We start from the raw sequence: 22,159 nt of genomic DNA on the forward strand, positions 1-22,159 counted from the left end.
CGGACTGTTATAAGAATAAGCGTGCTGATATGGCTCAGTTGGTAGAGCGCACCCTTGGTAAGGGTGAGGTCCCCAGTTCGACTCTGGGTATCAGCACCAGTAATAAGCGTAGAGTTCGGTAAATTAACAGAATTTGCCTGGCGGCACTAGCGCGGTGGTCCCACCTGACCCCATGCCGAACTCAGAAGTGAAACGCCGTAGCGCCGATGGTAGTGTGGGGTCTCCCCATGCGAGAGTAGGGAACTGCCAGGCATCAAAAAAAGACAAAAGCCCCGTACGAAAGTACGGGGCTTTTGTCTTTTTTGCTATCAGGTCGCTTGCTACGCGAAAAGAAAGTAGAACAAAGGCAACGCTTTTGAACGTTGCCTAGCAACGGCCCGAAGGGGGAGCCACGGAGTGGTTCATCAATTGGCAAGGCATCAAATAAGTAGAAAGCCCCGTACTGGCGTACAGGGCTTTTGCTATGCCAGATATGAGTAAATATTTACCAACAAAAAGGCCATCCATTAGGATGGCCTTTTGCATTTCAGCACTCTTAGAGTTTAATAAATCAGTGATTAGAGCTTTGCGAAATCCCGATGCCAGTCTGCGAACGTACGAACTGTGGATAAAAGCGTTCTCTTTCCTTCTGTCCTTCAAGCGAGTGATCGGTAATCGAGAAGAACCATGTGCCAACAAAAGCAACAATCATTGAGAACAGTGCCGGATATTCGTATGGATAGATTGGTTTTGCATGCCCCAAAATCTGCACCCAAATGGTTGGTCCCAGGATCATCAGGATCACAGCCGTAAGCAACCCGAGCCAGCCGCCAATCATCGCACCACGCGTCGTCAGCTTTGCCCAATACATCGACAGAATGATAATCGGGAAGTTACAGCTCGCTGCAATGGAGAATGCCAAACCGACCATGAACGCAATATTTTGTTTTTCAAACAAAATGCCCAACCCGATAGCCACAATTCCGAGAATGATGACCGTGATCTTCGATACACGTAGCTCATCGCGTTCTGTAGCTTTTCCGTCTTTTATAACGCTGGCATAAAGATCATGTGAAACAGCTGACGCACCCGCAAGTGTTAATCCAGCAACGACGGCTAAGATAGTCGCGAACGCGACGGCAGAGATGAAGCCGAGGAAGAAGCTGCCACCGACAGCATCGGCCAGATGTACTGCTGCCATATTGTTCCCGCCCAGCAGGATACCGCTTGCATCTTTGAAGGCCGGATTAGAGCCCACAAGCACTATGGCGCCAAAGCCAATAATGAAAGTCAGAATGTAGAAATAACCAATGAATCCAGTGGCATAGAATACGCTTTTACGGGCTTCTTTAGCATCATTGACGGTGAAAAACCGCATCAGGATATGTGGCAGCCCGGCAGTACCGAACATTAATGCCAGGCCCAAAGACAGTGCCGATATAGGGTCGGATACTAACCCTCCGGGGCTCATTATCGCGATACCTTTGGGATGAGATGCCACTGCCTGAATGAAGAGCGTGTTGAAGTTAAAATTGACGGATTTCATGACCATCACGGCCATAAATGTTGCGCCAGCTAAAAGCAGAATAGCTTTGATGATTTGTACCCAGGTCGTGGCCAGCATCCCGCCGAACAACACGTACATCACCATCAGGATACCTACCAGCACGACGGCAACATGATAATTCAGGCCGAACAGCAGCTGAATCAGCTTACCCGCACCGACCATCTGGGCGATCAAATACAGTGCGACGACAACCAGCGAGCCGCAGGCGGAGAGCACGCGAATAGGTTTCTGCTTAAGCCGGTAAGATGCCACATCAGCAAAGGTGTACTTGCCAAGATTACGAAGACGCTCGGCGATCAGGAATAAAATGATTGGCCAGCCTATCAGGAAACCAATGGAGTAAATCAGGCCGTCATAACCTGACGTATAAACCAGTGCGGAGATCCCAAGGAAAGATGCGGCAGACATGAAATCCCCCGCGATCGCCATACCGTTTTGCAGTCCGGTAATTTTTCCACCCGCCGTGTAATAGTCCTGACGGGAGCGGGTTCGTTTCGACGCCCAGTAAGTAATGTAAAGTGTTGCGCCAACAAACAGCACGAACATCACGATAGCTTCGATATTCAGCGGCTGACGTTTTACTTCACCGGCAATGCCTTCTGCCGCGAAGGCGCTGAAAGGCAGGGCCGTTGAAAGCATCAGAAGCAGCGAACTGCGGCGCGCATTCATGGCTGTACCTCACGGATGATGTCGGCGGTGAGTCGGTCAAACTCACCATTGGCGCGGATGACATAAATACCGGTGAGAACGAAGGAAATTACAATCAACCCGACACCCACCGGGATCCCGCGTGTGATCGTAGCACCTTCATAAAGTGGGGTGCCCAGCCATTGTGGATCAAACGCAATCAGCAAGATGAAGGCGACATACATCGCCAGTGTGATACCTGAAAGTAACCAGGCAAAGCGGCTGCGTTTTTGCACCAATTCCCTGAAGCGCGGATTATTTACAACTCTCTGATAAATGAGATCATTCATCTCAGTGACTCCTTTGAGGCATTGATAGAGTTCACCGCGCCAGGGCGGTGAAAATTACGATGGCACTTTCATTGATTGTTTTTCTTCCAACAATTTTTCGACTACACCGGGATCCGCCAGCGTAGAGGTATCCCCCAGATTGCTTGTGTCTCCGGCGGCAATTTTGCGCAGAATGCGCCGCATAATTTTGCCGGAACGGGTTTTAGGTAGTGAATCGGTCCAGTGAAGAATGTCAGGCGTCGCGATGGAACCTATCTCTTTGCGTACCCAGTTTCTGACTTCGGTATAGAGTTCCGGGGACGGTTCTTCGCCGTGATTGAGTGTGATGTAGGCGTAAATCGCCTGACCTTTGATACTGTGCGGGATGCCGACGACGGCGGCCTCTGCAATTTTAGGATGTGAGACCAGTGCAGATTCAATTTCTGCGGTACCCAAACGGTGGCCGGAAATATTGAGCACATCATCGACGCGACCGGTTATCCAGTAGTAACCGTCTTCATCACGACGAGCACCATCACCACTGAAGTACATGTTTTTAAACGTAGAGAAGTAGGTCTGCTCGAAACGGTCATGATCGCCAAACAGGGTGCGCGCCTGACCTGGCCATGAATCCGTGATGACCAGATTACCTTCGCAGGCACCTTCCTGAGGGACACCTTCGTTATCCACCAGCGCAGGTTGTACGCCGAAGAAAGGACGCGTAGCTGATCCCGCTTTCAGTTCTGTCGCGCCTGGCAGCGGCGTAATCATGAAACCGCCAGTTTCGGTTTGCCACCACGTATCAACGATCGGGCATTTACTGTTACCGATGGTTTTGTAGTACCACTCCCAGGCTTCCGGGTTAATCGGCTCGCCCACGGACCCCATAATCCGTAGTGATTCCCGGCTAGTGCCCGCCACGGCTTTATCTCCTTCGGCCATCAGCGCACGAATCGCGGTTGGCGCGGTGTAGAGGATATTCACTTTGTGTTTATCAATAACCTGAGCCATGCGTGCCGGCGTCGGATAATTCGGTACGCCTTCGAACATCAGGCTAATGGCACCACAAGCCAGCGGGCCATAGAGCAAATAGCTATGGCCGGTAACCCAGCCGACGTCAGCGGTACACCAGTAGATGTCACCATCGTAATAGTCAAAGGTATATTTGAAGGTCAGGGCGGCATACACCAGATAACCGCCAGTGGTGTGCAATACACCTTTCGGTTTTCCGGTTGAGCCTGAGGTATAGAGGATGAACAGCGGGTCTTCAGCATTCATTTCTTCTGCAGGGCAATCCGCTGATACGCCTTCAACAGCATCATGCCACCAGATATCTCGCCCTTCTTTCCATTCGCCCTGTTTGCCGGTGCGTTTGAAAATGATGGAGTGAGTGACGCTGGTCACTGAGGGATTTTTCAGAGCGTCATCGACGTTCTGTTTCAACGGAATAGTTCTGCCTGCGCGCAAGCCTTCATCCGCCGTGATCACAACTTTGGCGCTGGAATCGACAATACGTCCAGCGACAGCTTCCGGAGAGAAACCGGCAAAAATTACCGAATGCACTGCGCCGATTCGGGCACACGCCAGCATCGCCACGGCTGCTTCCGGTACCATCGGCATATAAATAGCCACCACATCGCCTTTCTTCACGCCCAGACCTTTCAGCACATTGGCGAACTGACACACGTCATGGTGAAGTTGTTTATAGGTGACATGCTGATTTTCAGCGTTCGGGTCATCGCCTTCCCATATTAATGCCGTCTGGTCGCCTTTTTCTGCCAGATGACGATCCAGGCAGTTGGCTGCGAGATTAAGCGTGCCGTCCTCAAACCAGCGAATATCGATATTACCGGGAGCAAAAGAGGTGTTCTTCACTTTTGTGAAAGGTTTGATCCAGTCGAGAACTTTCGCCTGCTCCCCCCAAAATGTATCCGGGTCCTCTACAGACTGTTGATAGTACTGTTGATATTTCTCAGGTGTGATCAGGGTACGTTCTGCCACAGAGGCAGGAATAGGATGCTTATAAACATGGCTCATGATTTTTCTCCTTTGATTTGTTAATCATATGTCAATCAAAGGTTAAGTGTAGTTTGCATCAGGGCTTTGTTTGCTTTTTGGGTGTCAGATCACGCAAGCAGGGATAAAGCAGCAGGATATCTACAACATCGCTGCGGGGCGTGCCACATAAGTTCGGGAAAGGGACGGATAATTTCGTGCGAATTAACGCACCGAAATAATAAACATGTTTTCTCTCAATTTACTGAACAGGTAATGAAATAAGTTTTATTACGAAAATGATCCTGGACCGAATATCCAATGTTTCGGCGGCAACATGTTTTTGAGCTGTGGAAGGATTTTTCTGATCTCTGGCAGTGGAAATGTGTCATCAAACGCTTAAAAGTAAAAATAGTTTAATGCAAACGTAACTATTTGGTTAAATAAAGCTTAATTCCGTGCATAAATAGGAGTGATTTTCATTCAGGGTGGAACATTTAATGTTAATAATTTTTACCTATAAGTTAATTTTCCTTCATAAAGATGAGATTTAAATATTAATGGTGGGGTAAAGTTCTTAATATTTGCATTGTGCAAATTATTATAACGTCAAAACGTAAATATCAGTATATTGATCTGGCAAGAGAGGGGTGCTCTCTTCGGTACAGCGAAAAATATCGCTTAATAGCCCATGGCTTAATAAATACCGTTAAAATCTCAAGGACAAATTATGTTTAACGCTAAGAACAAGACACTAATTATTGCTTTATCTGCCATTCTTTCTGCTTCCGCCTTTGCCGAAGAAGCAACCGGGACTCCTCCTACAGGTACCGACCAGGGTTCTGGCCGTATTCACTTCACCGGTACCGTTATTAACGCACCTTGTTCCATTGCTGCAGGTGATGAAGACATTAACGTCGATATGGGTCAGGTCGCGAATAAAGTACTGGAAACCGGCAATAAGTATTCTCAGAATGTTAACTACACCATTCATCTGCAAGATTGTAACCTGACCGCGCAAACTGCGGGCACCGTTGAATATCCGGCGATGTCTAAAGTTGCGGTTTCATTTGCTGGTACGCCTGACAGCAGTGCAACAGAATTGCTGGCTAACACCGGCAGCGCGAAAGGTGCAGGCATTCGTTTGATCGATGCCAACGGCGACTTGCTGAAAGTAGGCGATACCTCTAAAGACATCAACCTGGTCACCGGTAACAACGAGCTGGTGTTTGCGGCGCGTGTTGAATCCAATACCCAGCCAGTCTCAACCGGTACTATTGTTTCTCAGGCTACTTACGCGCTGAACTATAAGTAATCGGCTTTTTTATTAAGGGGAGTTCTCTCCCCTTTATTTTTCGGGTGCATCGGGGTTCCGTGCTGGATCTATAAAAATAAAAAAGTGGCGTAATTATGTTGTTTGTCTTGGGCGGAACGTCAGCAGTAAAGAAAATTACCACGTGGTGTATTTTCTTCTTTTCAGGATGCTTTATTTCCGTCGAAAGCTTCGCTGTCGAGTTCAACGTAAACTTTATTGATTCTGCCGATCGCAATAATGTCGATCTCTCACGTTTCCAGACCGCTAATTATATCGCACCCGGCGAATACCTTTTAGATGTGGTATTGAATGGCCGTACGCTGGGCGATCAAAGCCTCATTAAATACATCCCGACAGACGACAGTAAGAACAGTCGCCTGTGCCTGCCGCCTTCTCTGGTCGATAAATTTGATCTGACCAAAGAGGCGCGCGCAAAACTCACGCTCTGGCATCAGGAACGATGTACTTCTCTGGACCAGGAGAAAGAAGTGACTGCGCGTTACGATCAGGAAAAACAAACGCTGAACATCAGCATCCCACAGGCGTGGTTAACCTTTCATGATGAGAACTGGGTGCCACCTTCCCAGTGGGATGAGGGCGTGAATGGTGCGTTGCTTGATTACAACCTGCTGGGTAGCAAGTATATGCCTCAGCAAGGCGCCAGCTCGACCAGCCTCAGCAGCTACGGAACCACCGGGTTCAATCTCGGGCCATGGCGGGCACGTGCAGATTATCAGTATTCGGCCGCACGGACGTCAGGCAGCCCTTCAAGCGATAAATTTACCTGGACGCAAACCTATCTGTTTCGTGCATTGCCCTCTATCGGCGCGCGTCTGACCGGCGGCCAGACCTATTTCAACTCCGATATCTTTGATTCATTTCGTTTTATCGGTGTGTCCGTCAACAGTGATCAGCGGATGTTGCCACCGTCACTGCGCGGTTATGCGCCGCAGGTCACCGGGATTGCGAAAACAAACGCCAAAGTGAGTATCAGTCAAAACGGCCGGGTGATTTATCAGACCAACGTCTCGCCGGGGCCGTTTGTGGTTCAGGACCTTACCGAAGCCGTGCAGGGCGCGCTGGACGTTAAGATCGAAGAAGAAAATGGCAGCGTGACGACGTATCAGGTCACGACCGCCACGATTCCCTTCCTGACCCGCAAGGGACAGGTGCGTTTCAAAACTGCGATAGGCAAACCGACGACCGGCAGCAACAACCATGTTTTGCAGCCGGGTTTTTACAGCGGGGAAATGTCCTGGGGGGCGATGAATGACTTCTCGCTCTACGGCGGGCTGATTTCCACTACCGGTAACTATCAGGCGCAGGCGTTGGGCGTGGGTCAAAATCTGCAAAAACTGGGTGCGGTCTCTTTTGACGTAACGCGTTCATCGGCCACGGTGCCGGTAGCGGGCAAGCAAACGGGTTTCAGTTACCGCGCCAACTATTCCAAGCGTTTTGAATCCACGGGCAGCCAGATCACGTTTGCCGGTTATCGTTTCACGGAAAAAACCTTCATGTCGTTCAGTCAGTATCTCGACAAGGTCAACGGCGACGGTTATTCGCGCGACGATAAACAAACGTACACCGTGACGGCTAATCAGTATCTGCCATGGCCGGCGATCACTCTCTATCTGTCGGCCACGCACAAGGTCTACTGGAATGAGGACCCGAGCAATAACTACAGCGTGTCGGTGAGTAAGATTTTCGACATCGGGAAGTTTACCGGCATCTCCGGCACCTTTTCCGCCAGCAAGTTGAAGTACCGGGATACGGATGAAAATCAGATGTTCCTATCATTCAGCCTGCCGCTGTCGTCAGGGCAACAAATCAGTTACGACGCACAGAAGGATTCGCAGGGGGGCTTCTCGCAAACTGCTTCGTACTACAACAGTCAGGATCCCAATAACAGCTGGCGCGTTGGCGCCGGTGGCAGCAGCCCTGACCTGCAAAAAGGGGACGGCGTTTTCCGCGCAAACTATCAGCACATGTCGCCGTACGGACAATTTGGCGCGAATGGCAGCGTGAAGAACAACGACTACCGCTCGATAAATGCCAACTGGTATGGCTCGCTGACGGCGACGGCCGCTGGCGCGGCATTACATCAAAGCAGCGCAGGCAGTGAACCGCGAATGATGGTTTCCACCGGTGTGAAAGGTATTCCGATAAGCGACGGCGCATCCGTCACTAACGATTACGGGATTGCGGTGGTAAATGGCGTCTCGAGCTATCAGACATCGGATATCCGCGTAGACGTCAACCATTTGCCGGATGACGTGGAAGTCTACAGCTCGGTGGTCAGTAAAACGCTCACCGAAGGGGCGATAGGTTTTCGCAAAATTCGTGCGATTAAAGGCGAGCGTTTGATGGCGGTGATCCGTATGGCCGATGGCAGTTATCCACCGCTGGGCGCCTCTGTTACCGACAACAGTTCTGGCTTTGAGGCGGGGCTTATCGGTGACGGCGGGCTGGCCTATCTGGCCGGCGTGTCTGGCGAGAAATCACTGACCGTAAGGTGGGGAGACGAAAACCAGTGTCGCATTCAGGTGCCATCGACGCCCGCCAGCCAAAGTGGACAGATGTTATTACCTTGCACATAAGCGTGCAGACAACAGCATGAAATCAGACCCAATCAGGAAAGGAATAACCGGATGAACAACCCGATACTTAGACTCAGTGGCGCATTACTTATGATTGCCGGAATGATCCAACCGGTGCTCGCCGCCGTGAACCTTGACCGGACACGCATCATTTATAACGCCAGTGATAAATCGGTCAGCGTGATGCTGGAAAACCAGAGCAAGGATTTGCCGTATCTGGCGCAGGTTTGGCTGGAGAATGCGCAGGGCGAAAAAATCACTTCTCCGCTCGTCGCGTTGCCACCGATGCAGCGTATTGATGCCGGCCAGAAAAGCCAGATCCGCATCCTCCAGCTGCCGGAAACTGCCACGTTGCCCAAAGACCGTGAGTCTCTGTTTTATTTCAATGTGCGTGAAGTGCCACCAAAGAGCGACATGGCGAACGTCATGCAGGTGGCGATTCAAAGCCGTGTGAAGCTGTTCTTCCGACCCGCAGAACTACGCAAGTTGATAAAGGGGAACTGGCAGGAGCAACTTCAGGTAAGCCGCCTGAGTGACGGGCTAAAACTGACCAATCCGACGCCGTTTTACATCACGGTGGGTTATCTGGGGAAAGACAATAAAGGTAACGTGCCGGGCTTCGACAGCGTAATGCTCGCACCCTTTGACACACAATCGCTTACCGGCAGCCAATATGTCAGCACGGCCTACAGCCTGGGTTACATGGACGACTACGGCGGTTTACAGATCAATCAGTACACATGTTCCGCCGTGCAATGTGAGCGCATCAGCAAGGACGCCCTTAAATAATCCCCGCGCGGACGCTCTGTATATAAACCGGTTTATCTGAAGGGTAGGAAATGGTTATGCCTGAAGTTTTTAAAGCAACGTGGTGGCGGACGGTGATGTATATCCTGCTATTCCTGTTTTCCCGGAGCGCGCTGGCGCTGGACTGCGTGGAGAAAGGCACAGGCATCGTGGATAAACCCGCCATTCCGGTGGGGCAGCTGGCGATCCCGGCAAATGTGCCCGTCGGTACCAAAATCTGGGAATCGAACGATATCAACGTCACAGCATACTGCGATAACGTGCTCGGCTCGATCGTGGACGTTGTGCATTTCTACTTCAACCCGAAGTCCCAGTCGATTGGTGAGGGATTGCTGCTGGGTGTCAGCTACAACGGGCAGGATCTTGAGCAGAACGAACAACGTCTTAGCACTAACAGTACACCTATCCGAAGAGGTCAGAATGTGACGGTCAATGTGACCTTCCGTCTGTATATCAAGGTCAGCGGCAACGCCCCTTCCAGCGGTCACTATCAGGGCGCGGATCAGTTCACAGTATTCCAGCTCGACGGCAGCAGAGGGATAAACAAATCACCGGGCGCGAAAAACCTCAAATACAACCTGTCGGGATTACAGGGGATCCGCTTTCTGGCCTGCGGCTCGGATTTAAAAGTGTATCCGGAATCGCAGATTGTCGATTTTGGCGCAATTCAAAGCACCACACTTTCACGTTCTTCGGGCATTTCCCTGCCTTTCGCTATCAAGGCGGTTAAACAGGGATGTCTGGACAACTTCTCGTTGCAGGCCGAATTCTCGACGGCCAGCCCGTTACTCGATAACACGGCCATCGATCTGTCGAACGGCGCGAAACTGATGCTTTACAACGATAAAGATCAGGCGATTACCTTTAATCGCTATGACAACTTTGCTGAGCTGAATAACGTCAATGAAGTCACCAAGAATTTCACGGCCAAACTCAGCGCAATACCGGGGAAAACACTTTCACTTGGGCAGTTTGATGCGTCAGTGATCGTCAAGATCAATTACTACTGACCTCATTTCAGAACAGGGAGAACGACATGCTAAGAACGGCTAAATTACGCGCTCAGGCGCTGGAAGAACCGATTTACTCCGCGCAGGCGCCCGAGCTCATCGCCGAAACGCAAATTCATGCCATGCTGCAGACTATCCGGGAGGATGCCGGACTGAGTAAAACCGAGCTGGCCAGACGCCTTGGAGTGACGCCTCCGGCGATCACTCGTCTTGAGAAGCGCCCGGCTCAAGCCAGTTTTAATACGCTGGCTCGCTATGCGCAGGCCTGCGGTTTTGATCTCTATCTGTATTACAAATGATCACTACGCAAGGATGCGATTTCAGAGCTCACTTTTGAATACACACATCATAATCGGGGACTGATTACTCTCAATTAACATGGTGTTTTCATCGTATTTTTTGAGGACCAGTGTGTCCGTATGGCCGTTCAGAAAAAAACTGTTCATCAATAAAAGGGATGACATTTTCCAGTCCATATTATCTACGCTGTCGATATTTATTTGCGTGCTGGTGAGGGAGTAGGTATCGGTAGATTTGCTCTCATGCACATAATCAAAATAGATATTTCTCAGCAGGGTTTTTCGTTCGATGATCTTACCTGTTTTGTCATATAAATAACCTGTTCCGCTAAGAGAGATCAGTATCTTATTGTTATCAAGGAAGCTGAAATACAGCGAGCTCGTCAACCTGGCTCTCTCATTATCGTAAGTCGGTTCCACAATCATATTTCCTCTGCATGACGTATTGACGGGGAAAGCGATTTTATTGTTTTTTACTGATGTTCCGTATAAATTTGCCGCCAGCAACGTCACAGCCATTAATAGTATCAATGAGGTACTTTTCTGGCCGGGTGATGGCCATGTTCTAAAACTTATCATGCGTTGTCCTGTCATTCGCATAATAACTGATGCAAATGTTGATTTTGTGAGTGTCATTCGTGCTGCATTGCGCCATAAAATCACGGACAGAACCGGTGTTAATTGGCGTGGTGAATTGCTCGCTTTGAAATACAAATATATTCCCCGGTGTGCACGTCATTTTATTTTTCAGGATGAAATTCTGTGCCAGCTGTATGAAGTCCTGTTTTCTGGACATTGACACTGGCGCAGTAGAATACAAGTCGCAGTCGCCGATCTTACTGACCTGCAGTCTGGCTTTAGGATCGGTCATCACGCCGTGCAGCGTATAAAGCCCCCACACAGCAAATGAGAACAGTAAAAATGTAGTAAAAATAAAAGGATACTTATAGTTAATTTTTTCGGTGTCAGTTAATGTCTCGCTCTGCCCTACAGGTTCATGCAGAGGGGCGGGCGTTGCCTGTGTTTCGTTATGTGGAAGATCAGACGGTGTGATTTCCGGTAACGAGCTCGTTTCTTCCGCAGGCGGTTCTGTTCTTTCCTGAGCGACGTTCAGCTCGAACTGTGCCGTAATATCCGTCTCTTTCTTAATGATAAAGCCGACTTTAGGCACAGTGATGATGAATTCGCCGGTATAACCCAGTGTTGAAACCACTTTGCGTAATTTGCTGATGCAATGATTGAGGTTATTATTACTGGCTGTCAACCCATAATCGTCCCATACTTTTTTAAAGAATGTTTCACGTTCCACAACGATGCCATGCTGCTCAATGAGCAGTGATAATATTCTCCGCGCAGGATTAGATACCGTGATCTTACTTTCAGTGTCGCTCGGTAATGAAAGTGAGTTATCCTCCGGATTAAAGACTATTTGATTTTCAATCAGATAAATCATTTGCATCCCTATCTCCCTGTCTCGAATATCCTGAGTTTTCACTGCATCAGGCAATTACGTTCAATTGCGTTGGTGTCATTTTACCTTTATATACCTAAAATACGGCCAGTCAGTATAAACCGTTCAATTTATAAAATAGAGTTTGTGAGAATAGTTTACACGTGACCTTACCGAAATTTTCACTTTTTGATGTATTGTCTGGCAAGTTTTTGTGATGAAAAACGATATAAATCATGTACGGAATTTTAGTAGTGAGTGAATTATCAGGATTCAGGATGGGTACTGGCGCATTAATTTCATCGAACTGATGCGGGGCTACGGCTTCTGTTGTTGCAGCCATGGTTAACGTCTCCCAGCATTGGGCACGCTTTTAGCACAGACGCTTTTTGATCCAGAAACGATGTTCCTCTGGAGAAACGCCGGCAGGCATCCAGGGTTATCGGCGAGGGCATTTTACATCCTATAAATTTGCGCAATGTTGCAAACTGCAATGTATCAGTTCAAATGCAGGTTTAATATGCTTTATGGGATAAGTCTGAGCGATTAATGCGGTAGTTGAGAGGGGAACAGTAGGGGGCAAGGGGCAAAATTTCTATAAATGTCAGAAAGCAAAAAACCAGCCGTTAAGCTGGTTTCTTTAAATAGGGTGCCGGACTCGGACTAACGCCGCAGGGCGAGCCTGTTAAGGCGAGTCATCGAACGGAGTTCGATGGAGAGTCCTTATTCCGAAAGCAAAAAACCCGCCATAGGCGGGTTCTTCTAAATATGGTGCCCGGACTCGGAATCGAACCAAGGACACAGGGATTTTCAATCCCTTGCTCTACCGACTGAGCTATCCGGGCAACGGGGCGCATTAAACCGTATTGGGCCTAAGCCGTCAACGGCTTTGTCACCTAAAACACATAAAACACGTTTGTTTGCTGGCTTTTCATTCAAAAACGAGGAAATTCCCTGTCTGAATGCTCAGAAAGTCAGGAAAGCGCGCCGTGTTCACGACAGCGTGCAACATTTAAAACGTCTTCTGCCAGCCGGCGCGCAACTTCTACGTCGTTTAGCTGGCGCTTGACCAGCAGCCTGCTCAGGCAACCTTCCAGGATCAACTCCATTTGCTGGGCCACCATCTCGGCGTCATCGGAACCCATCTCCTGCAGGAGTGCCAGCGTGTACTCATAAGATGCCAGTTTCTGCTGCTGGGCTAACTGATGGATTGGCATATCGCTGTCCGGGAAAAATGTGCACGCCGCGATAAACAGGCATCCCGGATAGCGTTGCTGACGGACCTGTTCATCGAGCACCTTGTAACGTGCCAGCAATTTCTGCGGTGCGCTCAGGGAGTCATCTAGCATCAGCTGACGACGCCAGACATCAATTTGTTCGCCGTGGTAACGCAGGCTGTCGTACAGCAGCGCTTCTGCATCCGGCCAGAAGCGGCGCAACTCATTAAGCGGAACATCCACGCGTTCGGCGACGTATTCCAGTGACATGGTTGCAAGGCCACGTTGTTCCAGGATATTTAAGGTTTGATCAAGAACTTGTTCACGTAGCACGTTTGCCTCCTCACAGTTCGCGTTATTAAAACAATTCGCGTTATTCAAAAACCAGTGTCGTTTAATGACGGGCTTTCTGCAAATGCGCAGTAAAAGCCGCAGCATCCATAAATCCTGTCACCCGCGACCGGGGTAACTCCTGGCCGTCAGGGCCGAAGAAGATAATTGTCGGCAATCCCAGAACTTCAAGGCGCTTTAACAACGCCTTTTGTTCCGGCGAATTTTTGGTGACATCCGCCTGAAGCAGCAGGGTATTGGCCAGTTCATTCTGCACCTCTGGCGCAGAGAAAGTGTATTTTTCGAACTCCTTGCAGGCTACGCACCAGTCAGCATATAAGTCGAGCATCACACGTTTGCCCTGAGCACCCGTGAGCGCGGCATTCAATTCATCAACGTTGTGGATCTTCTGGAAGCTCAGCGCATGTTGTGGAGTTGCGGTATTTACAGCGGGCGCGAATGCCCAGTCCTGTAACGGACGGCTCACCACCAGTGCTGCCGCGAGGAAAATCAGCTGCAAGATTCTGACCACGCCAAGCTGACTTTTCAGGCTCAGCAGTAAAGCCCAGCCGAAGAACGCGACCCCCAGAAGGCTCCACAAACGTAGCCCCCAGACATCGCCAATCACACGCTCCAGCAGGAATACCGGTAACGCCAGAATCACAAAGCCGAACCCTTCTTTGACGTAGCTCATCCAGGGGCCGCTGCGCGGCAGCAGTTTGTTGCCGAACATTGTCACGATAATCAGCGGGATGCCCATCCCCAGCGCATACAGATACAGCGTGCCGGCACCGGCCAGCAGGTTACCGCTCTGGGCGATGTAAAGCAGAATGGCGCTCAGCGGCGCAGTGGTGCAGGGCGAACAAATCAGCCCGGCCAGCGCACCCATAATAAAGACGCCCGGCAGCGATCCGCCTTTTTGTTCATTACTCCACAACGCCAGACGGGTCTGAACGGAAGAGGGAAGCTGCAAGCTGAACAAGCCAAACATCGACAGCGCCAGCGCGATGAACATCACCGACAGCACGATCAATACCCAGGGGCTTTGCAGCGCCGCCTGAAATTGCAAACCGGCCGCCGCCACGATCATACCGAGAACGGTGTAGGTCAGCGCCATACCCTGTACATACACCAGCGACAGCAGGAAAATTCGCTTCATGCTGTGCGGTCGCTGGCGGCCAAGAATGATGCCGGAAATCAGCGGATACATCGGCAATACGCAAGGGGTAAACGCAATTCCAATACCGATCAGCAATGCCCACAGTGGCGAGAAGGGGAGCGGCGTACTTTGCGGGGCGGGCGTGGCGTCGACAGATGTAATCCGTTCAGGAGCAGGATCCGCCACTGGCGAGCCCGTTGGCTGCGCATCGGTCACCGCGCTGAGCGGGACTTCGCGGGTTTCCGGGGGATAACAGAATCCGGCGGCGGCGCACCCCTGATAGGTCACACGCACCGTGGCATTTTGGCTGGCCTGACGTACAGGAACAGTGATGCGCAGGGCATTTTCGTAGACTTCGCTGTTGCCGAAAAACTCATCATGATGTTCGCGGCCTTTTGGCAGGAAGAATGCCGCCAGTTCGGCGTTCTTAGGTTCGAGCTCGATTTTGCTGCGATAAAGATAATAGCCGTCGCGGATTTGCCAGTTCAGTTTGAGGTCATGTCCCTGCTGCTGGAAATCAAAGCTGAACGCCTGATCGACGGGGACAAACTGCGGCGCAGCGGGTTGGCTAAAGAGCGATGCCTGAGCCTGAAGCGGCAACAGGCACAAGCTAAACAGCAGGAAGAAAATACGAAGAATTCGGTGATCCATGCAGAGTTTACTTCTCTTTGTCGCGGCGAAGGCAGACAGCCGCTGAATGATTCGACAGAAGATGCGGACGGCTTCATGCCGTAACGCGTTAAGGAGTTGAGAGTATACCCTGCGTCATCGTTGCGCAGAAAGTCTTGCGGGACTTTTACAAAAGTCAGTAAAGGAGAAGGTTGATATCACGGGGGCCGCAGCCCCCGTAAAAATGTCAGAGAATGAAACTGCCCAGACCGAAGGCAAACAGAACTGACAGGAAAACGCCGACGGTGCCGGGAATAAAGAACGGATGGTTGAACACGAAGCGGCCGATGCGGGTCGTACCGGTATCATCCATCTGAACCGCTGCGACCAGCGTCGGGTAGGTCGGCAGAATGAAGAGGCCGGAGACGGCGGCAAATGAACCCACGGCAGTCAGCGGAGAAACGCTCAGCGCCAGCGCCATCGGCAACAGGGCTTTTGTCGTTGCCGCCTGGGAATACAACAGTGCAGAACTGAAGAAGAAAATTACCGCCAGCAACCAGGGGTGCGACTGAATAATGCTGCCCGCTGTTTCTTTAATCCAGCCGATATTGGCCTGCACGAAGGTATCGCCTAACCACGCCACGCCGAGGATACAAATACAGGCGCTCATGCCCGCTTTGAACGTACCGGAGGTCAGAATCGAATCCGTATCAACGCGGCATAGCAGGGTAATTAACGTCGCCACGCTGAGCATGATAATGAGGATCGCGCTGGTAGTCGTCATCAGCGGCGTAGCCACCAGCCCGAGACTCGGACTGTTGATCACCGCATACCCGACCACCGATAACACGCCGAGCAGGAATAACAGCACGGAGAGTTTTGCGCGCGGTTTGATGTCGATAACGGTATCGCCTCGTAGTGTCACAAGACCTTCTTCGTAACGTTTCAGATAGACCGGATCGTTAGAGAGTTTGGAGTCAAAGCACCAGGTCACCATCAAAGACATCACGATAACGGCCGCCAGCGTGGAAGGGATCATCACCATCAACAGATGCAGATAGCTGACACCGTGATCTTCCATCACTGATGACATATAAACCACTGCTGCCGAAATCGGCGACGCGGTAATAGCAATTTGCGCTGCGACCACGGCGGTGGATAACGGACGGCAGGGCTTGATGCCTTGCTCTTTGGCGACTTCAGAAATCACCGGTAACGCCGACAGTGAGATGTTGCCCGTTCCCGCGAGGATGGTCAGGAAGTAAGTCACTATGGGAGCTAGAATAGTGATGTGCTTCGGATTGCGCCGCAGCAGCTTTTCGGTTTGCTGGACCAGATAATCCATCCCGCCGGCGACCTGCATGGTCGAGATGGCGGCGATCACAGCCATAATGATGGAAATGACGTCGAAAGGAATCGACCCTGGCTTCACGCCGATCATGGCGAGTACCAGTACGCCCAATCCGCCTGCGAAACCAATCCCGATACCGCCTAAGCGCGCGCCGAGAAAGATCGCTAACAATACGATAATAAGTTCGATGATTAACATGGTTGTCTGTCCATTTCCCAGTACTCCTTAAGGAATTGATAATTATTTGTTATGTAATTGTTGTGTCGTACAAAGTAAAAAGGCCCGCTGTTCCGCAGAACAACGAGCCTTTAAAAGGTCAGTAATGGAGTCTGTTACTGTTCATTTTCATCCGTGTAGCGTTTTGCTTTATATGCCGGGTGTTTAAGATTTTCGATCGAGAAAATATCGTCGAGCTCTGCTGCGGTCAGCAGACCACGTTCAAGCACCACTTCCCTGACACTCTTGCCGGTTTCTGCACAAATCTTACCGACGATATCGCCATTGTGGTGGCCGATGAACGGATTGAGATAGGTGACGATACCGATAGAGTTGAATACATAAAACTCACACACTTCTTTATTTGCGGTAATGCCGTTGATGCATTTTTCCAGCAGATTGTAACAAGCGTTCGTCAGGATATGAACTGATTCAAACATTGCCTGCCCGATAACCGGTTCCATCACGTTCAGCTGAAGCTGACCGGCCTCTGCCGCCATCGTCACGCACACGTCGTTGCCGATCACTTTGAAGCAAACCTGATTCACCACTTCCGGAATGACCGGATTGACCTTGGCGGGCATAATCGAAGAACCGGCCTGTAACTCTGGCAGATTGATTTCATTCAGGCCAGCGCGCGGGCCGGAGGAGAGCAGGCGCAGGTCGTTACAGATTTTAGAAAGCTTTACCGCCAGACGTTTCAGCGAGCTATGAACCATGACGTATGCGCCACAGTCAGAGGTCGCTTCGATCAGGTCTTCGGCCGGAACGCACGGGAGATTGCTGACTTCCGCCAGCTTTTCTACCGCCAGTTGCTGATAACCTTCCGGCGTATTCAGACGGGTACCGATCGCCGTCGCGCCGAGGTTCACTTCCAGCAGCAGTTCGCCGGTGCGGATCAGGTTGCGGGTTTCTTCTTTGAGCAGCACGTTGAACGCGTGGAATTCCTGACCCAGCGTCATCGGAACCGCATCCTGCAACTGCGTGCGCCCCATCTTGATAATGTTCTCGAATTCTTTGGCTTTACGCTCGAAGCCGTCACCCAGTTGGGAAATGGCATCGACCAGCTTCAGCAGTGAGGCATACACGGCGATACGAAAACCTGTCGGGTAGGCGTCGTTGGTTGACTGGCATTTGTTGAGGTGATCGTTTGGATTGAGGAACTGATAATCGCCTTTCTGGTGTCCCATCAGTTCAAGACCGATGTTCGCCAGCACTTCATTCGTGTTCATATTTACCGAGGTTCCCGCGCCGCCCTGATAGACGTCGATAGGGAACTGGTCCATGCACTTACCTTTATCAAGCACTTCGTCACACGCCTGAATGATAATGTCAGCAATATGGCGTGGGATCGTGCGCAGCTCTTTGTTGGCCAGAGCCGCCGCTTTTTTCACCATCACCATGCCACGGACAAATTCAGGAACATCGCTGATCTTGGTATTGCTGATATAGAAGTTTTCAATCGCCCGCAGGGTATGAATGCCGTAATAAGCGTCTGCTGGTACTTCGCGCGTGCCCAGCAGGTCTTCCTCGATACGAATGGTGTTTGACATGAGAACCTTCTCTTCGGTACTAAACGCGTTATGCGATGTTTAAAATTATGTTACTTACCGTGGTAAATTTAAAACGATCAACCATCGTTTGGACAACGAAGGCGATCATATGCTGCTTGCAACGAATTGCACGTATTAAGATCACTATCCTGCCCTCTTGTTGTGCATGTATTTTGGTATCTGTGAGAATTCTCACAAATCATTTATCTGCTCAATTAAATCAGGACTGGCGCTTGAAATCATTGAGATGTAGCACCATCTCATTGTAGTCAGCCCGCGTGCCTTTGATGGCAGAGATCTTGAGCGGGCCCTCATTCATGGTGTCGGAATGTCCTCAGACTGGATTTCCGGAACCTTATTACAAGGAGAATGCGGTGCGCTGGTTACCGTTATTACTGTTATTTTTGCTGGCCTACATTGAAATCACCTTATTTATCAAGGTGGCGGCAGTGGTCGGCGTAGCGACAACATTGTTGCTGGTCGTGTTTACTTCCTGCGTAGGCGTGTCTTTGGTGAAAAATCAGGGCATGAAGACCTTTATGCAGTTACAAGAAAAACTGGCGCTGGGCGAAAGCCCGGCGGCGGAAATGGTGAAAAGCGTCTCACTGGTGATGGCCGGTTTCCTGCTGCTGGTGCCGGGCTTCTTTACCGATTTCCTCGGATTGCTGCTTTTACTGCCGCCTGTTCAGAAACGCCTGACGCTCAAACTGATGCCTCACCTCAATATCGTCCGCTCCGGCGGCAACTGGGGTAACAGCGCACCGACAGGCAATACCTTTGACGGCGAGTTCAAGCGCACCGATGAAACCCAGGAACGTCTGGTTTCTCTGAAAAAAGATGACGACACAGAGCACCGCGATCGCTAATCTCTGTGCCCTTGATTGTTAAAAAATTGTTGGGAAGACCGTTTTTCGCCAGGTTGAAAGGCGACAATGTGAAGGAAAAAACGAAAATTTTTCTGTGCTTCCCCTTGAAGGGCGATGTATCGCCCCCATTAAACAAACCACGAGGCCGGGCAGCATACTGTCAGGCATTCAACCCTAAAAATAGATATGGATCCGCTCACAGGAGAGTTATCAATGAAAATTCGTCCATTGCATGACCGCGTTATCGTCAAGCGTAAAGAAGTAGAATCTAAATCCGCTGGCGGCATCGTTTTGACTGGCTCAGCTGCAGGTAAATCTACCCGTGGTGAAATCCTGGCTGTCGGCCATGGTCGCATTCTGGAAAACGGTGAAGTGAAAGCGCTGGACGTGAAAGTTGGCGACATCGTCATTTTCAACGACGGCTACGGCGTGAAAGCTGAGAAAATCGACAATGAAGAAGTGTTGATTATGTCCGAGAGCGACATCCTGGCTATCGTAGAAGCCTGATCCTCCTCCGACCCACTTTTTTCTGAACTGAATGAATTGAAGGGAAATTAACAATGGCAGCTAAAGAAGTTAAATTCGGTAATGACGCCCGTGTGAAAATGCTGCGTGGCGTAAACATCCTTGCTGATGCAGTAAAAGTGACCCTGGGCCCTAAAGGCCGCAACGTGGTTTTGGACAAATCTTTCGGCGCTCCAACCATCACTAAAGATGGTGTGTCCGTTGCACGTGAAATCGAACTGGAAGATAAGTTCGAAAACATGGGTGCACAGATGGTGAAAGAAGTCGCGTCCAAAGCGAACGATGCAGCGGGTGACGGTACCACTACCGCAACCGTTCTGGCACAAGCCATCATCACCGAGGGTCTGAAAGCCGTTGCCGCTGGCATGAACCCAATGGATCTGAAACGCGGGATCGACAAAGCTGTTATCCACGCCGTTGAAGAACTGAAAAAACTGTCTGTCCCTTGCTCTGATTCTAAAGCGATTGCACAGGTAGGTACCATCTCTGCTAACTCCGATGAAACCGTCGGTAAACTGATCGCAGAAGCGATGGAAAAAGTCGGCAAAGAAGGCGTCATCACTGTTGAAGAAGGCACCGGTCTGCAAGACGAGCTGGACGTTGTAGAAGGTATGCAGTTCGACCGCGGTTACCTGTCTCCGTACTTCATCAACAAACCAGAAACTGGTTCAATCGAACTGGAAAGCCCGTTCATTCTGCTGGCTGACAAAAAGATTTCTAACATCCGCGAAATGCTGCCAGTACTGGAAGCCGTTGCGAAAGCGGGCAAACCACTGCTGATCATTGCTGAAGACGTTGAAGGCGAAGCCCTGGCGACTCTGGTTGTGAACACCATGCGTGGCATCGTGAAAGTCGCTGCGGTTAAAGCACCTGGTTTCGGTGACCGTCGTAAAGCGATGTTGCAGGATATCGCAACCCTGACTGGCGGTACCGTTATCTCTGAAGAGATCGGTCTGGAGCTGGAAAAAGCGACTCTGGAAGACATGGGTCAGGCTAAGCGTGTTGTTATCAACAAAGACACCACCATCATCATCGACGGTGTTGGCGAAGAAGCGACCATTCAGGGCCGTGTTTCTCAGATTCGTCAGCAAATCGAAGAAGCGACCTCTGATTACGATCGCGAAAAACTGCAAGAGCGTGTGGCTAAACTGGCAGGCGGCGTAGCCGTTCTGAAAGTTGGCGCAGCAACTGAAGTTGAAATGAAAGAGAAGAAAGCCCGCGTCGAAGATGCGTTGCACGCAACCCGTGCTGCCGTTGAAGAAGGCGTGGTTGCTGGTGGTGGTGTTGCGCTGATCCGCGTTGCTCACACTCTGGCTGGCCTGAAAGGCGACAACGAAGACCAGAACGTGGGTATCCGTGTTGCTCTGCGCGCGATGGAATCTCCACTGCGTCAGATCGTGGTTAACGCCGGTGAAGAAGCCTCCGTTATCGCGAACAAAGTCAAAGCGGGCGAAGGCAGCTTCGGCTACAACGCTTATACCGAAGAATACGGCGACATGATCGCAATGGGTATCCTGGATCCAACTAAGGTAACCCGTTCTGCTCTGCAATACGCATCTTCTGTTGCCGGCCTGATGATCACCACTGAGTGCATGATCACCGACCTGCCAAAAGATGATAAAGGCGATATGGGCGGCGCTGGCGGTATGGGTGGAATGGGCGGCATGGGCGGCATGATGTAATCATCATCCCCCTGCGTTCATCCGCAGGTACGTGAAATTAGCAGGCATTTTGTTTACTGATGAACGTGCTGAAGAAACCCGGTCTGAAAAGGCCGGGTTTTTTTATTTGACCATTTTTTATCGCATTCAGTAAGATAAGTCTCAATGTCTTCCACCTTTAGCGTGTAGACTCATTTCTGCGTGGGTTTCGGATTTTTACCGATAGCGCGGAACCTTGGGTATACGTGGCAACGGATGCCTAAGAGAGCCAGGTGTTTTCTGATAGGCTTTATGTGATTACAAAAACAAATGGGGAAAGTGATGCGGATTAAAATGTTACTGGGCCTGTCAGCTATCGCGCTGCTTGCCGGGTGCAGTACCACTCATCAACTGGATGCAGCGGGCCAGCAGGTGAAATTCACCGACGACAAGCCAGCCGCTGAATGTCAGCTGCTCGGCCAGGTCACCGGTGCCCAAAGCAACTGGTTCTCCGGTACCGGCGGCGACGGCAGCTCCATGCGTGGTGCAGCCAACGACCTGCGTAACAAAGCGGCAGCGATGGGCGGCAACACCATTTATGGTGCCAACAGCCCGTCTCAGAACTTCCTGTCCAGCTTTGCACCAGTTGACAGCAAAATGGTCGGCCAGGTTTATAAGTGCCCATAATCGGGCCCCGCGCGGTTTAACCGTGTAGAAA

Annotated in this window: 18 protein-coding genes, 2 tRNA genes and 1 rRNA gene; 11 read left to right on the forward strand and 10 right to left on the reverse strand. The window is 50.5% G+C overall.

Features of this window, described 5'->3' with window-relative positions:
* Positions 1 to 23: 23 nt before the first annotated feature.
* Positions 24 to 99, forward strand: a tRNA-Thr gene (locus TU92_RS14555).
* A gap of 37 nt (positions 100 to 136) precedes the next feature.
* Positions 137 to 252 (forward strand): 5S ribosomal RNA (gene rrf / locus TU92_RS14560).
* 298 nt (positions 253 to 550) lie between these two features.
* Here the strand turns inward: rrf and actP are convergent.
* The 3 genes from actP to acs are packed head-to-tail and all read right to left on the reverse strand — an operon-like array spanning position 551 to position 4,539.
* Positions 551 to 2,185 carry a cation/acetate symporter ActP gene (gene actP / locus TU92_RS14565; RefSeq protein ID WP_413535852.1) on the reverse strand — a complete coding sequence of 545 codons (1,635 nt, stop codon included), beginning with the start codon at positions 2,183 to 2,185 and terminating at the stop codon, positions 551 to 553.
* Between the two features lie 26 nt (positions 2,186 to 2,211).
* Complete coding sequence (locus TU92_RS14570) at positions 2,212 to 2,523, reverse strand: DUF485 domain-containing protein (RefSeq protein ID WP_112167947.1); 312 nt, start codon at positions 2,521 to 2,523, stop codon at positions 2,212 to 2,214.
* Between the two features lie 54 nt (positions 2,524 to 2,577).
* A complete protein-coding gene (gene acs, locus TU92_RS14575) occupies positions 2,578 to 4,539 on the reverse strand; it encodes an acetate--CoA ligase (RefSeq protein WP_112167948.1) in 1,962 nt (653 codons plus the stop codon).
* A 688-nt stretch (positions 4,540 to 5,227) separates the two neighbouring features.
* Between acs and TU92_RS14580 the strand changes: the two genes are divergently transcribed.
* The 5 genes from TU92_RS14580 to TU92_RS14600 all read left to right on the forward strand — a co-directional run bounded on the left by TU92_RS14580 (position 5,228) and on the right by TU92_RS14600 (position 10,525).
* Entirely contained in the window at positions 5,228 to 5,812 is a 585-nt protein-coding gene (locus tag TU92_RS14580; protein ID WP_112167949.1) for a fimbrial protein, read from the forward strand.
* Positions 5,813 to 5,907: 95 nt separating this feature from the next.
* Positions 5,908 to 8,409: a fimbria/pilus outer membrane usher protein gene (locus TU92_RS14585; protein WP_244207846.1), complete on the forward strand. Its 2,502-nt coding sequence runs from the start codon at positions 5,908 to 5,910 to the stop codon at positions 8,407 to 8,409.
* 51 nt (positions 8,410 to 8,460) lie between these two features.
* A complete protein-coding gene (locus TU92_RS14590; RefSeq protein ID WP_112167950.1) occupies positions 8,461 to 9,198 on the forward strand; it encodes a fimbrial biogenesis chaperone in 738 nt (245 codons plus the stop codon).
* Between the two features lie 56 nt (positions 9,199 to 9,254).
* On the forward strand, positions 9,255 to 10,226 hold the full coding sequence (locus tag TU92_RS14595) for a fimbrial protein (RefSeq protein ID WP_112167973.1): 972 nt from the start codon (positions 9,255 to 9,257) through the stop codon (positions 10,224 to 10,226).
* A gap of 26 nt (positions 10,227 to 10,252) precedes the next feature.
* Positions 10,253 to 10,525, forward strand: coding sequence for a helix-turn-helix domain-containing protein (locus TU92_RS14600; RefSeq protein ID WP_112167951.1), 273 nt, complete (start codon positions 10,253 to 10,255; stop codon positions 10,523 to 10,525).
* A gap of 21 nt (positions 10,526 to 10,546) precedes the next feature.
* Here the strand turns inward: TU92_RS14600 and TU92_RS14605 are convergent, their stop codons facing one another.
* From TU92_RS14605 to aspA, 7 genes are all read right to left on the reverse strand, one after another.
* Positions 10,547 to 11,104, reverse strand: coding sequence for a FidL-like protein (locus TU92_RS14605; RefSeq protein ID WP_244207847.1), 558 nt, complete (start codon positions 11,102 to 11,104; stop codon positions 10,547 to 10,549).
* Positions 11,091 to 11,984: a winged helix-turn-helix domain-containing protein gene (locus tag TU92_RS14610; RefSeq protein ID WP_112167952.1), complete on the reverse strand. Its 894-nt coding sequence runs from the start codon at positions 11,982 to 11,984 to the stop codon at positions 11,091 to 11,093. Before TU92_RS14610 ends, TU92_RS14605 begins: the two co-directional genes overlap by 14 nt.
* 760 nt (positions 11,985 to 12,744) lie before the next feature.
* Positions 12,745 to 12,820, reverse strand: a tRNA-Phe gene (locus TU92_RS14620).
* 129 nt (positions 12,821 to 12,949) lie between these two features.
* Complete coding sequence (dicD, locus tag TU92_RS14625) at positions 12,950 to 13,525, reverse strand: division control transcriptional repressor DicD (protein WP_112167954.1); 576 nt, start codon at positions 13,523 to 13,525, stop codon at positions 12,950 to 12,952.
* Positions 13,526 to 13,586: 61 nt separating this feature from the next.
* Complete coding sequence (locus tag TU92_RS14630; protein ID WP_112167955.1) at positions 13,587 to 15,332, reverse strand: protein-disulfide reductase DsbD; 1,746 nt, start codon at positions 15,330 to 15,332, stop codon at positions 13,587 to 13,589.
* 205 nt (positions 15,333 to 15,537) lie between these two features.
* Complete coding sequence (locus TU92_RS14635) at positions 15,538 to 16,839, reverse strand: anaerobic C4-dicarboxylate transporter (RefSeq protein WP_112167956.1); 1,302 nt, start codon at positions 16,837 to 16,839, stop codon at positions 15,538 to 15,540.
* A 134-nt stretch (positions 16,840 to 16,973) separates the two neighbouring features.
* A complete protein-coding gene (gene aspA / locus TU92_RS14640; RefSeq protein WP_112167957.1) occupies positions 16,974 to 18,410 on the reverse strand; it encodes an aspartate ammonia-lyase in 1,437 nt (478 codons plus the stop codon).
* Positions 18,411 to 18,784: 374 nt separating this feature from the next.
* Between aspA and TU92_RS14645 the strand changes: the two genes are divergently transcribed.
* The 4 genes from TU92_RS14645 to TU92_RS14660 all read left to right on the forward strand — a co-directional run bounded on the left by TU92_RS14645 (position 18,785) and on the right by TU92_RS14660 (position 22,128).
* Entirely contained in the window at positions 18,785 to 19,276 is a 492-nt protein-coding gene (locus TU92_RS14645; RefSeq protein WP_112167958.1) for an FxsA family protein, read from the forward strand.
* Positions 19,277 to 19,489: 213 nt separating this feature from the next.
* On the forward strand, positions 19,490 to 19,783 hold the full coding sequence (locus tag TU92_RS14650; protein WP_009636718.1) for a co-chaperone GroES: 294 nt from the start codon (positions 19,490 to 19,492) through the stop codon (positions 19,781 to 19,783).
* Between the two features lie 53 nt (positions 19,784 to 19,836).
* Positions 19,837 to 21,483: a chaperonin GroEL gene (groL, locus tag TU92_RS14655; RefSeq protein WP_104923553.1), complete on the forward strand. Its 1,647-nt coding sequence runs from the start codon at positions 19,837 to 19,839 to the stop codon at positions 21,481 to 21,483.
* A gap of 300 nt (positions 21,484 to 21,783) precedes the next feature.
* Positions 21,784 to 22,128 (forward strand): DUF4156 domain-containing protein, encoded by a 345-nt coding sequence (locus TU92_RS14660; RefSeq protein WP_112167975.1) that lies wholly within the window; start codon positions 21,784 to 21,786, stop codon positions 22,126 to 22,128.
* Positions 22,129 to 22,159: the final 31 nt, after the last annotated feature.

Source organism: Rahnella inusitata, from assembly GCF_003263515.1.
Lineage (GTDB): Bacteria > Pseudomonadota > Gammaproteobacteria > Enterobacterales > Enterobacteriaceae > Rahnella > Rahnella inusitata.

What these genes read in the sequence shown, in the direction of transcription:
- actP (WP_413535852.1), bottom strand. Translation starts at nt 2,185, where the DNA reads ATGCTTTCAACGGCCCTGCCTTTCAGCGCCTTCGCGGCAGAAGGCATT.
- TU92_RS14570 (WP_112167947.1), bottom strand. Translation starts at nt 2,523, where the DNA reads ATGAATGATCTCATTTATCAGAGAGTTGTAAATAATCCGCGCTTCAGG.
- acs (WP_112167948.1), bottom strand. Translation starts at nt 4,539, where the DNA reads ATGAGCCATGTTTATAAGCATCCTATTCCTGCCTCTGTGGCAGAACGT.
- TU92_RS14580 (WP_112167949.1), top strand. Translation starts at nt 5,228, where the DNA reads ATGTTTAACGCTAAGAACAAGACACTAATTATTGCTTTATCTGCCATT.
- TU92_RS14585 (WP_244207846.1), top strand. Translation starts at nt 5,908, where the DNA reads ATGTTGTTTGTCTTGGGCGGAACGTCAGCAGTAAAGAAAATTACCACG.
- TU92_RS14590 (WP_112167950.1), top strand. Translation starts at nt 8,461, where the DNA reads ATGAACAACCCGATACTTAGACTCAGTGGCGCATTACTTATGATTGCC.
- TU92_RS14595 (WP_112167973.1), top strand. Translation starts at nt 9,255, where the DNA reads ATGCCTGAAGTTTTTAAAGCAACGTGGTGGCGGACGGTGATGTATATC.
- TU92_RS14600 (WP_112167951.1), top strand. Translation starts at nt 10,253, where the DNA reads ATGCTAAGAACGGCTAAATTACGCGCTCAGGCGCTGGAAGAACCGATT.
- TU92_RS14605 (WP_244207847.1), bottom strand. Translation starts at nt 11,104, where the DNA reads ATGATAAGTTTTAGAACATGGCCATCACCCGGCCAGAAAAGTACCTCA.
- TU92_RS14610 (WP_112167952.1), bottom strand. Translation starts at nt 11,984, where the DNA reads ATGCAAATGATTTATCTGATTGAAAATCAAATAGTCTTTAATCCGGAG.
- TU92_RS14630 (WP_112167955.1), bottom strand. Translation starts at nt 15,332, where the DNA reads ATGGATCACCGAATTCTTCGTATTTTCTTCCTGCTGTTTAGCTTGTGC.
- TU92_RS14635 (WP_112167956.1), bottom strand. Translation starts at nt 16,839, where the DNA reads ATGTTAATCATCGAACTTATTATCGTATTGTTAGCGATCTTTCTCGGC.
- aspA (WP_112167957.1), bottom strand. Translation starts at nt 18,410, where the DNA reads ATGTCAAACACCATTCGTATCGAGGAAGACCTGCTGGGCACGCGCGAA.
- TU92_RS14650 (WP_009636718.1), top strand. Translation starts at nt 19,490, where the DNA reads ATGAAAATTCGTCCATTGCATGACCGCGTTATCGTCAAGCGTAAAGAA.
- groL (WP_104923553.1), top strand. Translation starts at nt 19,837, where the DNA reads ATGGCAGCTAAAGAAGTTAAATTCGGTAATGACGCCCGTGTGAAAATG.
- TU92_RS14660 (WP_112167975.1), top strand. Translation starts at nt 21,784, where the DNA reads ATGCGGATTAAAATGTTACTGGGCCTGTCAGCTATCGCGCTGCTTGCC.